Origin of the sequence: Parasphingorhabdus sp. (genome assembly GCF_036963705.1) — a bacterium.
GTDB lineage: Bacteria > Pseudomonadota > Alphaproteobacteria > Sphingomonadales > Sphingomonadaceae > Parasphingorhabdus.
Window position 1 is genome coordinate 1 of sequence record NZ_JBALUT010000075.1, and the last position, 12,660, is coordinate 12,660.

The 12,660-nt window shown below is 56.9% G+C and carries 12 protein-coding genes; 7 read left to right on the forward strand and 5 right to left on the reverse strand.

The features are described 5' to 3' along the window. The 4 genes from V7680_RS13310 to V7680_RS13325 all read right to left on the reverse strand — a co-directional run. The coding region (locus V7680_RS13310) for an acyl-CoA dehydrogenase family protein (RefSeq protein ID WP_335653753.1) at positions 1 to 280 on the reverse strand (280 nt) is incomplete at its 3' end. 30 nt (positions 281 to 310) lie between these two features. Beyond that, positions 311 to 760 (reverse strand): acyl-CoA thioesterase, encoded by a 450-nt coding sequence (locus V7680_RS13315; protein ID WP_335653754.1) that lies wholly within the window; start codon positions 758 to 760, stop codon positions 311 to 313. After that, the gene (locus V7680_RS13320) at positions 747 to 1,907 is read right to left on the reverse strand and encodes an iron-containing alcohol dehydrogenase (RefSeq protein ID WP_335653755.1); all 1,161 of its coding nucleotides are present in this window, start codon (positions 1,905 to 1,907) and stop codon (positions 747 to 749) included. Before V7680_RS13320 ends, V7680_RS13315 begins: the two co-directional genes overlap by 14 nt. Before the next feature lie 102 nt (positions 1,908 to 2,009). Next, a complete protein-coding gene (locus tag V7680_RS13325; RefSeq protein ID WP_335653756.1) occupies positions 2,010 to 4,574 on the reverse strand; it encodes a TonB-dependent receptor in 2,565 nt (854 codons plus the stop codon). A gap of 373 nt (positions 4,575 to 4,947) precedes the next feature. On the opposite strand from V7680_RS13325, the gene gpmA reads away from it, so the two are divergent. Beyond that, entirely contained in the window at positions 4,948 to 5,634 is a 687-nt protein-coding gene (gpmA, locus tag V7680_RS13330; protein WP_335653757.1) for a 2,3-diphosphoglycerate-dependent phosphoglycerate mutase, read from the forward strand. Positions 5,635 to 5,661: 27 nt separating this feature from the next. On the opposite strand, the gene V7680_RS13335 is transcribed toward gpmA, so the two are convergent. Beyond that, positions 5,662 to 6,246, reverse strand: a complete 585-nt coding sequence (locus tag V7680_RS13335; protein ID WP_335653758.1) for a GGDEF domain-containing protein — start codon at positions 6,244 to 6,246, stop codon at positions 5,662 to 5,664. 222 nt (positions 6,247 to 6,468) lie between these two features. On the opposite strand from V7680_RS13335, the gene purE reads away from it, so the two are divergent. From purE to V7680_RS13365, 6 genes are all read left to right on the forward strand, one after another. Further along, the gene (gene purE, locus V7680_RS13340) at positions 6,469 to 6,957 is read left to right on the forward strand and encodes a 5-(carboxyamino)imidazole ribonucleotide mutase (RefSeq protein ID WP_335653759.1); all 489 of its coding nucleotides are present in this window, start codon (positions 6,469 to 6,471) and stop codon (positions 6,955 to 6,957) included. A gap of 9 nt (positions 6,958 to 6,966) precedes the next feature. Continuing rightward, entirely contained in the window at positions 6,967 to 8,037 is a 1,071-nt protein-coding gene (locus V7680_RS13345) for a 5-(carboxyamino)imidazole ribonucleotide synthase (RefSeq protein ID WP_335653760.1), read from the forward strand. 35 nt (positions 8,038 to 8,072) lie between these two features. After that, positions 8,073 to 8,567, forward strand: a complete 495-nt coding sequence (locus V7680_RS13350; RefSeq protein WP_335653761.1) for a dihydrofolate reductase — start codon at positions 8,073 to 8,075, stop codon at positions 8,565 to 8,567. After that, entirely contained in the window at positions 8,564 to 9,778 is a 1,215-nt protein-coding gene (locus V7680_RS13355) for a dipeptidase (RefSeq protein WP_335653762.1), read from the forward strand. The genes V7680_RS13350 and V7680_RS13355 overlap by 4 nt, the downstream gene beginning before the upstream one ends. 65 nt (positions 9,779 to 9,843) lie before the next feature. Continuing rightward, a complete protein-coding gene (locus V7680_RS13360) occupies positions 9,844 to 10,767 on the forward strand; it encodes a bifunctional riboflavin kinase/FAD synthetase (protein ID WP_335653763.1) in 924 nt (307 codons plus the stop codon). Between the two features lie 267 nt (positions 10,768 to 11,034). Next, positions 11,035 to 12,660: class I tRNA ligase family protein (locus V7680_RS13365; RefSeq protein ID WP_335653764.1), on the forward strand; the 1,626-nt coding region annotated here is incomplete at its 3' end.

The window sequence follows — 12,660 nt, forward strand, 5'->3', positions numbered from 1 at the left end:
ACCGGCCGCCGAGCGCTGCCAGCGTTCCACCATTATGCGCCCGTGCCGCTTCCTCACCCCAGGCAGCGCGCATGAAAATATCGTCCATGCCGAGACCGCCATATTTTTCGTCAACGCCAAAACCCCAGACGCCGAGCGCACCGGCTTTTTCGTGAACCTCCCAGGGAATTTCGCCTGCTTCGTCCCACTCATTGGCAAAAGGCTGCAATTCGGTCTCGGCAAAGCGGCGGCAGGTTTCGCGGAATTGTCGGCGCTCGTCATTGTCAAAGGGGCGTAGCATCTGTGTCTCTCCAGCGATTTAATCGTCTGGTTAAACTTCTATCGCTTCCAGCGCCGAGCGCAAGGGGGATGGTAGAGAAACCGGTCGACGGGTGGCGCGGTCGACATAGACATGAGTGAAGCTCCCCGCGGCCGAAGCGACGTTCTCGTCCCCGCGGAACAAGCCGACGCCATAAGTGACGCTGCTGTTGCCCAGCCGGTCGACCCGGATGCGGGCGGTCACGTCGTCGGGAAAAGCGATGGGGGCGAAATAGTCGCAGCCGGTGTTGACGACCAGACCGATAGTGTCACCCTCGGCAATGTCGAGCGCGCCCTGCTCGATCAGATAGCGGTTCACTGCCGTGTCGAACCAGAGATAATAGACCGCATTATTGACGTGGCCATAGGGATCATTGTCGTTCCAGCGCGTGCTAATCGTGCAGCCGGTGCGATAGTCGCTGCGGACCGGTGGTTCGACTCTGGCGGCTTTACCAGGCGGCATCGTAAATCCTTTGCGCGTCGGCCAATGTCACTTCCTTGGGATTGTTGACCAGCAGCCGGACCTGCAACATCGCCGCTGCGGCCAGTTCGGTGGTTGCATCTTGCGCGATACCAATCTCGCGCAGCTTGCGCGGTGCCTTCACCTTGACCGCCAGTCCTTCGAGAAAATCGATCAGTTGCTGCGCTCGCGCTTCGCTGCTGTTTTCGCTGCCGCGCGGAATATCGAGGGCATCGGCCAGCTGTGCATAAAGCGGCGCGGCGGCTTCAAGATTGAACTGCATGACATAAGGCATGACCAGCGCATTGGAGAGGCCGTGCGGGATATGATAAATGCCACCGAGCGGATAGGCGAGCGCGTGGATCGCGCCGACCGGGCTGTTGGCAAAAGCCTGTCCGGCGAGCATCGAACCGCGCAACATCGCTTCGCGCGCCTGCATATTCCGGCCATCGGAACAGGCGGTCTCGATATTGGCCGTCAGCAATTTCAGCGCTTCGATCGCGAGCATGTCGGAAACGGGATTCTTGCTGTTGCGGCTGGTAAAGGATTCAATCGCATGAACCATCGCATCGATTCCGGTAGCGGCAGTCACATCGGCGGGAAGACCGAGGGTCAGCGCAGGATCGAGCAAGGCGACATCGGCGAAGAGGTGCGGCGAGACGATACCCGCCTTGGTGGTTTCTCCGGTGGTGAGGATCGAAATAGCGGTGACCTCCGATCCGGTACCAGAGGTAGTCGGGATCAATATGGTCGGCAGGCCCTTGCGATCCAGCGCGCCTACCCCGTAGATTTCGGAAAGCGGCTGCGCGCCATCTACCGCGAGAGCGGCGACCACCTTGGCAGTGTCGAGCGAACTGCCGCCACCCAGTCCGATGACAATATCGACATTGGCCGCCTGTGCTGCGGCAATGGCCTGCAGAACGATCGCCTCTGGCGGGTCAGCGACCACGGAGTCGAATATCGCGACCTCGAGCCCGGCTTCCCGCAATGTCCCTTCAACTGGAGCGATCAGGCCAGCGCCCACGATACCCTTGTCGGTTACGATCATCGGGCGGGATGCACGCAAGGCAGCGATCTGGCCGGGCAGTTCGGCGAGGCAGCCCTCGCCAAAGTGAAGCACGGGGACGGTCTGGAAAATGAAGTTTTTCATAATATTGGTCTTTTGCATCAATGGCTGTGCCGCGCAATAAAAAGGGGCCGGAAAACCGACCCCTGATTAGCTGGTGACAGATGCCACCGAATTTATTGCAGCCTAGAATTTGCCGCGAAGCGTCAAACCATACATACGTGGTTCTTGTGCGAAGGCAGACCGTGAACCGGAGCGCAGCGTGGTGTTGAAAGTCACACCGCGTGTGACTTCGTTGGTCAGGTTAGTGACCCAGGCTTCAACGCCCCATGCATCGTCGATATCGGCGATACCGGCCCGCATGTTGATCTTGATGTTGCCATCTTGAACATCAAACGGAACCAACGGCGCTGCGTCGACCGCAGCTTGTACGCTGCCGGCAGCCGTGATTTGATCTGCATTTGGAACTACAATCGCTTGTGTCGAGGTCCGACGATCACTCTCCATCCGCACTTGAGTGTTGACGAAGAACTTCATGCTGTCGCCCAAATCACGATCATAGGTAGCGCCGAGGATACCGACCCATTTAGGAGCATTTGTCAGCGAGTTTCCGCAGAGCGACAAGACGTTGGCCGACGTTTGCGTACCGGCACAATTTTCCGGATATCTTGCGTCCGTATAAGTCACGCCACTGTTGATCGTCAGGTTGTCACTTGGACGCGCCACCATTTCAAATTCGACGCCCGATGATTTTGCTTTCGGTACGTTGAAGGTGGTGAACTGCGCTCCTGTGAATTCCAGAACCTGGAAGTTCGAGAATTCTTCGTGGAAACCGGCAATATTCACAGTCACGGCATTATCGAGGAGCTTGGCTTTTAGACCGACTTCGTATGCATCCACTTCTTCGGAAAGGAAGCGCGGATCGGCGCCGCCTGATGCCGCAGTCGCATCAAGGTTGAAGCCGCCCGATTTATAACCATGGGTAAAGCTGGCATAAACGGTGATCGGAGAAGCAAATTCATAGCTTACTTTACCGGTGTAGATCAGCTCTTCATCGTTGAATGTGCTGGCAAAGGGACGCGGCAGCGGGAATGGATTGGCGTCAGTACCAATTGCCGGCGCAACAAATGCGAAACAGCCCAGCCCGAAGACGTTGCTTACGAGCGGACCGGGAACATTGCCCGCTCCGATGGTTCCCAGAATAGCCGGGCACAACGGGTTATTGACGGCGGACTGAGAAAAGGAACCATCCTTGCTTTCATCCGAATAGCGCAATCCCGCATGCAGTTTCAAACCGTCGGTTACTTCCAGCACATTATGCGTGAATATCGACCAGCTTTTGCTGCTCTGCGAATAGTCATTGGTCGTTCGAACACCCGATGGATCAATTCCACCTGGAACGTTGAGCGGCGAATTTGGAAAGACATCGCTGTTGGTCAGCAGCGTCAATGGATTTGCGCCGAATCCACCCGCGCCGGCCGCCGTAAACAACGCACCGACAAGTTCGCCATAATCCTGGCCCAGTCCGAAGTTGACCGACTGGTTGATTTGCTCGTCGGAATAATAGCCACCGACCATCCACTGAAGAGCACCGCCAAGAGCTTCGCCCTGGAAACGCAATTCATGCGTCATGGTATCGATTTCTGTGCCGCCACCTGGCAGAACATTAAAGACGTCCAGACCGGAGAAGGCCGAATCATAGGATTCGCCCGCACGATATTCGCGATAAGAACCGATGTAGATAGCGTCGACATAATCGCCCAGTGGGACCTCTACTTCTGCGGAGATGCCCCATTGATCGTTGCTATTGATCGACTCTTGGTTGGATGTTGCAATCCGATTGTCCAGAGCCCGTTCAGCGGTGGTCGTATCGAAGGGGTTGGTTGCGACGACTGGTGCAGCCATGCCGCCCCGCGCGCCGAGACCGACCAGACCGAAGACACCGGCGGTTTCTACCGGCGACTGCAACAATTCAATCGCTGCGCAGCAGCTAGCTGTGCTCTTTGAATAATCTGCAATCAAACGGCCGCTGATACCACCTGGCGTTTCAAAGCCGAGTTGGCCGCGAACGAGATACTGATCTGTATTGTTGGATTCGCCAATTTCCGCACCAGTCCGGTCGATAACTGTGACATAGCCGTCACGCTTGCGATACGCGCCGGTTACGCGAAGTGCCAATGTGTCCTCGATGATCGGCGCGTTGATCGCACCCTGCACACTCATATGATCGTAATTGCCATAAGTTGCATTCACAAAGCCGCCGAAATCGTTGAGATCAGGCCGCTTGTTGGTGACGGTCAAAGCACCGGCAGAAGTGTTCCGTCCGAATAGCGTACCTTGTGGGCCACGAAGGACTTCGACACGTTCCACGTCAACAAACTCGCCAAGAGCCACGCCGGGACGTGACTGATAGACGCCGTCGACGAAAATACCGACAGCCGACTCAAAGCCGATGTTGTTTGATGTTGTACCAACGCCACGAATACGCAGAACAACTGTGCCGGACGCGGTTTGTGCGTTAGAGGTCGAAAAGCTTGCCGAAACGCTGCCGATATTCTGCACGTTCACAACGCCCTGCTGCTCGAGCTGGGCCGGACTGACCGCTGTCACGGCAATAGGAATGTCTTGAACGTCTTCTGCGCGGCGGGTTGCCGTCACGATGATCACATTGTCGTCGTATGTTTCAGCTTCTTGCGCTTCGTCTTGCGCGTAAGCGGGGGTGGTCATGGCGGTGGTGCAAAGTGCAGCCATGAGGAATTTATTGAAGGTCTACATTCGTGTTCTCCCGTTGAGCTCGCTGTCGTCATCGCCGATTTCCTGGGGGGATGGCTTGTTTTTACGACAGTTGCGGAGGCGTCAGTCGTTTAATTGAGCGATTTAATCAAGCGGAGAGGCACGGTATCACGCCGATTCCGGAGCATCCGTTGCAAAAATGTGACAATTCAGATTGTCGAAAAACTGTGAAATCTGCCTTTCTGTCTTATGGAAGATGTCAAAATGACACATAAGGTGGTCACTCAAACAGCACTCGACATTGTACCTGGCGACCATTCTGCCGAAATCACTCTTGGCGGCCAGCATCATCGCCGCTAGGGGAAATGATCCACCAGCTTAAGGACAAATGATGCCCCAACTCATCCTGCTTCGCCATGGCCAGTCGCTCTGGAATCTCGAAAACCGCTTTACCGGCTGGTGGGATGTCGATGTTACCGAAAAGGGCGTCGAGGAAGCACGGGCTGCGGGCCAGCTGATGAAGGAACGGGGCATCGATCCGAACATCTGCTTCACCAGCCTTCAGACCCGGGCGATCAAGACACTCAATCTCGCGCTGGAGGAAATGGGCCGCCTGTGGCTGCCGGTCGAGAAAAACTATCGCCTCAACGAGCGCCATTATGGTGGTCTCACCGGGCTGAACAAACAGGAAACCCGTGACAAGCACGGCGACGAACAGGTACATATCTGGCGGCGCAGCTTTGATACGCCGCCGCCGCCCATGGCATCGGACAGCGAATATCAAATGTCCAACGACCCTCGCTACAAAGGGATAGAAGTCCCGGCCACCGAGAGCCTGAAAGATACGATTGTTCGGGTATTGCCTTATTGGAAGAGCCGCATCGCACCGGAACTACAGAATGGCAAAACGGTTCTGATCTCGGCGCATGGCAACAGCCTCCGCGCACTGGTCAAGCATCTATCCAATATTGCGGACGACGAGATCACCAGTCTGGAAATCCCGACCGGCCAGCCGATCATCTATGAGCTGGACGATGATCTGAAAGAGATCGAACATTATTATCTTTCGGAGCGGTAGGCGACAGAGCCTATTGCGCCCTGCCTCTTATTGGGCCTTGTCTTTCATTCGATACATTGCGGCATCGGCACGGGACATCAGGCCGCCGACCGTATCTTTGGGGCCGACAAAACAATAGCCTACGGCCGCGCCCAAATTTAGGGACGCGCTTTCATAGGTACAATTTGCCTTGCCAAACTGGTCGACGAGAAAGGCGATTTTCCTGACCACCTGATCGGCGTCGAGATTGTCGAGCAACATGCCGAATTCATCCCCGCCGATCCGCGCAACGACGTCCGACGCCCGCGTGTGCACTTTCAATATGTCCGCCAACCGCGCCAGCAGCACGTCTCCCGCACCATGGCCATGCCGATCATTGATAGCTTTCAGATTATCGACATCGAGAAATAGCACAGCACAATTGTCGCCATATCGCTGACAGCGCGAAATGCGACTCTCAAGGCTTTCAACAAAAAACCGCCGGTTGGAAAGTCCGGTCAGTACGTCGTGGTAAGCATATTGCTCCATTTGAGCGAGATCGTCTTTCAACGCACTGATTTTCTGCTCTAGTACATCACAGTTGGCGCAGACTTGTTCGCTGCTTTCTGCATTCTGGTGCATATTGTTCGCCATTCTTGTTTTCGTGACGGTCTATATTTTTATCTAACTGAAAAAACAAGATATTTATTTGATGTACCGATAGTATCGATTGCCTGAAATTCATCAAGAATCACAGCCGCTCCAGCTGGCAACGATATAACGCCAGTAATTTTCACAGCCGTCACATGTGTCATTGCGTCCGCGTCATTTCCCTACTAAACCGCATTGCTTCCGTAGCATTTGTCAGGGGCAAAAATGGTCGAAGCACCTCCTCCGGTTGGAATTATCATGGGCAGCCAGTCCGACTGGGCGACGATGAAGCTCGCGAGCGACATTCTCGATAAGCTTGGCGTGGCGCACGAAACGAAGATCGTCTCCGCGCACCGGACCCCCGGCAGGCTTTACGAATATGCAACATCGGCCGTAGATCGCGGACTGAAGGTGATCATCGCCGGCGCTGGCGGGGCAGCCCATCTGCCCGGCATGGTGGCGTCGATGACCCGCACACCGGTACTCGGCGTGCCGATCCAATCGAAGGCGTTGAGCGGCATGGATAGCTTGCTTTCCATCGCCCAGATGCCCGGGGGCGTTCCTGTCGGCACCCTGGCGATTGGCGATGCGGGTGCCAAAAATGCGGCGCTGCTGGCTGCGGCCATCCTCGCCAATAATGATCCGGCACTGGCCGAACGGCTCGACGCCTGGCGCGCGGCGCAAACCGAATCCGTCGCCGACCAGCCCGAATAAAGAGAGCCCATGCAGACACTTCCCCCAGGTTCAACCATCGGTATATTGGGCGGCGGCCAGCTTGGCCGGATGCTGAGCGTCGCAGCAGCCCAGCTGGGCTATCGCTGCCATATATATGCGCCCGACGCGGTGAGCGTGGCTGCCGAGGTTTCCGCAGAATTTACCCGCGGGCAATATGTCGACATCGCATCGTTGACCAGCTTCGCAGAGAGCTGCGACGTGATCACATTCGAATTTGAGAATGTCCCGGTCGATCCGTTGCACGGAATCGAAACCTGCGCGCCCCTGCATCCGCCGATCGGAGCGCTGGATATTGCACAGAATCGAATCGCCGAGAAATATTTCGCCCGCGACCATGGCGGGACCACAGCACCCTTTGCCGAAGTCTCGGATCGAGCAGCGCTCAACACGGCGATTGCTGATATAGGCGCGCCAGCGATCCTCAAGACCATCCGCATGGGCTATGACGGCAAAGGTCAGTCACGGATGCAGCCGGGAGACGATCTCGACGAGCATTGGGAAGCGGTGGCGCATCAGCCCTGCGTTGCCGAAGGATTCGTAACCTTTGACCACGAGTTTTCGGTCATATTGGTGCGTGGGCAGGATGGCGAAATCCGTTTCTGGGATACGCCGCACAATGTCCATGTCGACGGTATCCTGTCGGTCTCGACCGCGCCCGCTCCTGCCGAGATATTGGCACAGCAGGATGACGCTCGCGCGCTCGCCGCCAAAATGGCAGAGGCGATGGATTATGTCGGCGTCCTCACCTGCGAATTTTTTGCCACCAGGGACGGCCCGGTGTTCAACGAAATGGCGCCCCGGGTGCACAATAGCGGCCACTGGACCATCGAAGGCGCGATCACCAGCCAGTTTGAAAATCATATCAGGGCGATCTGCGGATTGCCGCTCGGCGACACCGGTCTCGCCGCAGAAAAGGTCGAGATGCACAACCTGATCGGGGCGCAAGCGGACGACTGGCAGAGCCTCTTGTCCGACGGCGCAAACCACCTCCATCTCTACGGCAAGGGCGAAAGCCGACCGGGTCGTAAAATGGGCCATATCACCAAATTACATTTCTAATTTGCAGTCTGCCGGAACTGCGCTAGGCGTCGCCCATGAACCATCCTGAAATCATTCTCTTCCTTGCCCGCGCCGACAATGGCGTGATTGGCGATGGCGACACTATCCCTTGGCGCCTGCCCGAAGATCAGCGGCGTTTCAAAACCATGACCATGGGCAAGCCGATGATCATGGGGCGCAAGACATTTGACAGCCTGCCCGGTATGTTGCCCGGACGGCGCCATATCGTGCTGACTCGAGACAAGAATTGGGAAGCCGACGACGCGGAGATCGCGACAAGCATCGAAAGCGCTCTGAAAATTGCCAATTCACCCCATATTGCGGTGATCGGCGGGGCAGAAATCTACAAGGCGTTTCTTGACCGCGCCGACCGGATCGAACTGACCGAAGTGCATCTCAAGCCAAAAGGCAATATCAAGATGCCGGCCTTTGACGATGCCGTCTGGGAAGAGGCGATGCGCGAGGATCACGAGCCGAAAAATGACAGGCCCGGTTACAGCTTCGTCACATTGAAAAGGAAAGTCGGATGAGAAAATTCCTGCTGGCGCTTTTGGGCATCGGCGGGATCGCCCTCGCCGCCTTCCTGATTTTCGGACCGGCATGGTTCGACAAGCAAACCAATATGATCGACGGCAAGCCGCTGCCGGAGATTAGCGCAGAAGCGCAGAAGCTGCATGACAGCCTGATGATTGTCGATCTGCATGGCGACACATTGTTATGGAAGCGCAAGATTACCGACAGCAACGATTATGGTCATATCGATCTCGACCGGATGGAAGCAGGCAATGTCGGGCTGCAGATTTTCTCCAGCGTGACCAAGACCCCCAAGGGCCAGAATTACGACAGCAACAGCGCCGACACCGACAATATCACCCTGCTCGCGATCACCCAGTTGCAACCGATGCGGACATGGTTTTCTCTGCTCGAGCGCCAGCTTTATCACGCCGAGAAACTGGACAAGGCGGTTGCTGTATCGGGCGGCAGACTGGTTTCGATCAGCAAGCCCGAACATCTGGCCCGGCTCGACAAATCGATCGGCGTGCTATTTTCCGCCGAAGGCCTGCAGACGCTGGAAGGCGATCGCGCCAATTTGAAAAAGCTTTATGCCTCGGGCATGCGGATGGCGGGGATGGTGCATTTTTTCGACAATGAACTGGCCGGATCGATGCACGGCATCGAAAAAGGTGGACTGACCGATTTCGGGCGCACGATCATCAGGGACATGGAAGACATGGGCATGATCGTCGATATCGCCCACAGCAGTCACGCCACCGTTGCCGACATATTGAAAATGGCAAAGCGGCCGGTGGTCTCCAGCCATGGCGGCGTGCAGGCGGTGTGCGGGGTCAATCGCAACCTGACCGATGCAGAGATCAAGGGCGTCGCCGCGACCGGCGGGATCATCGGCCTGGGTTACTGGGACGGCGCGATGTGCAATACCGATCCGGCGACAGTGGCCAGAGCAGTGAAGCATGTCCGCGATCTCGTCGGGATCGAGCATGTCGCGCTCGGCAGCGATTTTGACGGCGCGGTGACCACCCGTTTCGACACCAGCGGGATTGTCCAGATCACCCAGGCGTTGATGGATGCCGGCTTCACCGAAGCGGAAATCCGCGCGGTCATGGGCCTGAATGCGCTGCGAGTGATCAAGGCGGGTTTGGTGCCTTTGTCAGCGTCCGTCACACCGGCTAAGGCCGGGGTCAAGTCCGATAGCGACGCTCACCCTTCAGTTGCGGGTTAGATGCCAGCCGATGCTGGCATGACGAACTTGTTGAATGAAATGCAAAATCCCGCAATAGCGATTCGATGATCAGACTGAACGGAAAAGAGCGGATCGAAGGCGACCTGCGCGGCGCGGTTATCGCGCTGGGCAATTTTGACGGCTTTCACTTCGGCCATCAGGCAGTTGCCGGCAAGGCGCTGAGCTGGGCTCGGGAAGAAAGCCGCCCGACAATCATCGCGACATTCGACCCCCATCCGGTCCATTTTTTCAAACCCGATCTGCCACCCTTTCGCCTGACCAACCTGGCCCAGCGCCAGCGACTGTTCGCCGACGCAGGGGCAAGCGCGATGCTGGTGTTCGAATTCGATGCCGGACTGGCCGGAACGTCGGCAGAGGATTTCATCACCAGGTTGCTGGTCGATCGCTTTGGCGCGGCGGCCGTGGTTACCGGAGCGGATTTCACCTTCGGCCAAGGCGCAAAGGGCAATATCGACCTGCTCCGCGAAGTCGGTGCCGCGCACGGACTCAAATCCGAAGCGGTCAGCCCAATCGGCGACAGCGATGATGTCATCTCCTCCAGCCGCATCCGCAAGGCGCTGAAAGAAGGACTGTGCGAAGAAGCGGGCCGCCTGCTCACCCGCCCGTTCACGATCCAGGGCGAAGTCATCCACGGCGACAAGAATGGCCGGCTGCTCGGCTATCCCACCGCCAATATCGACATGGGTCATTATCTGCGCCCGAAATATGGCATCTACGCGGTCAAGGGCCGCCTGCCCGACGGACGGGTTCTGAACGGCGCGGCCAATCTCGGCATCCGGCCCAGTTTCGATCCGCCGAAAGAATTGCTCGAGCCCTATTTTCTCGATTTTTCAGAAAATCTTTATGGCCAGACAATCGAGGTTGAATTGCACCATTTCCTGCGCGGAGAGCAGAAGTTCGACGATCTCGATGCGCTGAAGGTCCAGATGGAGAAAGATTGCGACAAGGCGCGCGAATTGCTGGCCTGAGCATATCCGTTCGTGGCGAGCCGGTATGCCCGTCCGTGGTGACCCTGTCGAACCGCGCCTCTTTCCGCCAGAAGTCCTTCGACAAGCTCAGGACGAACGGGTTTTAAACATCCGGATAATAGTTTGGTTTAGTGCCCGTTCGTGGTGAGCCTGTCGAACCACCTCTCAAGCCGGTAACCGTCCCGCCACAGGCTCAGGACAGACGGTTGTTGCACTCGCACAAATCTCGCTTGCACCCGCGCCTTGCCTCCCCTAATCCCCGCCCTTATGACCGATCCCAAAGCAGATTATAAAGACACGGTTTTCCTGCCGAAAACCGATTTCCCGATGAAAGCCGGCCTTGCCCAAAAGGAACCGGCGATATTGGAGCGCTGGCAGAAGATCGGTCTCTATGAAAAGCTGCGCGAAGCCCGCGCTGGTCGCGAGAAATTCATTTTCCACGATGGCCCGCCTTATGCCAATGGCAATATCCATATCGGCCACAGCCTCAACAAGACGCTGAAGGATCTGGTCGTCCGCTCGCAAAATCTGCTCGGCAAGGACGCGCCTTTCGTGCCCGGTTGGGATTGCCACGGCCTGCCGATCGAGTGGAAGATCGAAGAACAATATCGCAAGAAAAAGCTGAACAAGGACGAGGTTCCGGCCAGCGAATTCCGCGCCGAGTGCCGGACCTATGCCGACAATTGGGTCAATGTACAGCGCGAGGAGTTCAAGCGGCTCGGCGTATTGGCGCAATGGGACAAGCCCTATCTGACGATGGACTATGACGCCGAAGCGGCGATTGTCACCGAATTGTTGAAATTCGCCGAAGCGGGCCAACTCTATCGCGGCGCCAAGCCGGTGATGTGGTCGCCGGTCGAGAAGACCGCGCTGGCCGAGGCCGAAGTGGAATATGAAGATATTGTTTCCACGCAGATTGATGTGGCGTTCAAGATTGTCGATGCGCCGGATGCGCCGGAACTGGTTGGCGCGCATGCGGTGATCTGGACAACGACGCCGTGGACGATACCGGTTAATCAGGCGCTCGCTTATGGGGCTGATGTTGAATATGGCGCTTATTGGATGGCTTCTGATGATCGGCTCATTCAAGTATTGATTGCTGTCGATTTGGTAGCTGAGTTTGAAAAACGAACCGGGCTCGTCAACGAAGATATCGATGGCAAGCCGCTTTGGACCTTCAAAGGTTCCCAACTAGCCGGAGCCACCGCAAAACATCCGATGGCGGACAAATTCCCGGACAGCGAATTCTACATCAAGCCGCGCCCGTTCCTCGATGGCTCAAGCTTCGTCACTACGGATGCGGGTACCGGGCTGGTCCATATGTCGCCCGACCATGGCGAGGATGATTTCGATCTCTGCAAGAAAAACGGCATCAATCCGGTGTTCGCGGTCGATGCCGATGGCGTTTATCGCGATGACTGGGAATGGCTGCCGCGCGGCGACGAGCGCGCCGGCGGAGTGATCAACAAGAATTTCAATGGTCCGGAAGGCCCGATCTGTTCGGACTTGCGTGAAGCTGGCGCTTTGCTCTCGGCCAGCGCCGATTTTACCCATAGCTATCCGCACAGCTGGCGCTCGAAAGCCAAGATCATCTATCGCTGCACGCCGCAATGGTTTGTGCCGATGGACAGCCACCTGACCCATCTGCCCGCAAAAACTCCAACGGAGAAAAAATGGGAAAATGAGGGCGGTGCCATCGATCCGCATGACGAAGTGCTCGATGCCTCTCCCACTCTGCGCGACATCGCGCTCAGCGAAATCCGTGACGAAGTCCGCTTCGTACCGGAACGCGGGCGTCGCCGTCTCGAATCGATGGTCGAAGGCCGCCCCGACTGGGTGCTGTCGCGCCAGCGCGCCTGGGGCGTCCCGATCGCGCTTTATGTCGATCGCAAG

Excerpts from the sequence above, each read along its gene's own strand:
- V7680_RS13315 (WP_335653754.1), bottom strand. The coding sequence starts at position 760 with ATGCCGCCTGGTAAAGCCGCCAGAGTCGAACCACCGGTCCGCAGCGAC.
- V7680_RS13320 (WP_335653755.1), bottom strand. The coding sequence starts at position 1,907 with ATGAAAAACTTCATTTTCCAGACCGTCCCCGTGCTTCACTTTGGCGAG.
- V7680_RS13325 (WP_335653756.1), bottom strand. The coding sequence starts at position 4,574 with ATGGCTGCACTTTGCACCACCGCCATGACCACCCCCGCTTACGCGCAA.
- gpmA (WP_335653757.1), top strand. The coding sequence starts at position 4,948 with ATGCCCCAACTCATCCTGCTTCGCCATGGCCAGTCGCTCTGGAATCTC.
- V7680_RS13335 (WP_335653758.1), bottom strand. The coding sequence starts at position 6,246 with ATGGCGAACAATATGCACCAGAATGCAGAAAGCAGCGAACAAGTCTGC.
- purE (WP_335653759.1), top strand. The coding sequence starts at position 6,469 with ATGGTCGAAGCACCTCCTCCGGTTGGAATTATCATGGGCAGCCAGTCC.
- V7680_RS13345 (WP_335653760.1), top strand. The coding sequence starts at position 6,967 with ATGCAGACACTTCCCCCAGGTTCAACCATCGGTATATTGGGCGGCGGC.
- V7680_RS13350 (WP_335653761.1), top strand. The coding sequence starts at position 8,073 with ATGAACCATCCTGAAATCATTCTCTTCCTTGCCCGCGCCGACAATGGC.
- V7680_RS13355 (WP_335653762.1), top strand. The coding sequence starts at position 8,564 with ATGAGAAAATTCCTGCTGGCGCTTTTGGGCATCGGCGGGATCGCCCTC.
- V7680_RS13360 (WP_335653763.1), top strand. The coding sequence starts at position 9,844 with ATGATCAGACTGAACGGAAAAGAGCGGATCGAAGGCGACCTGCGCGGC.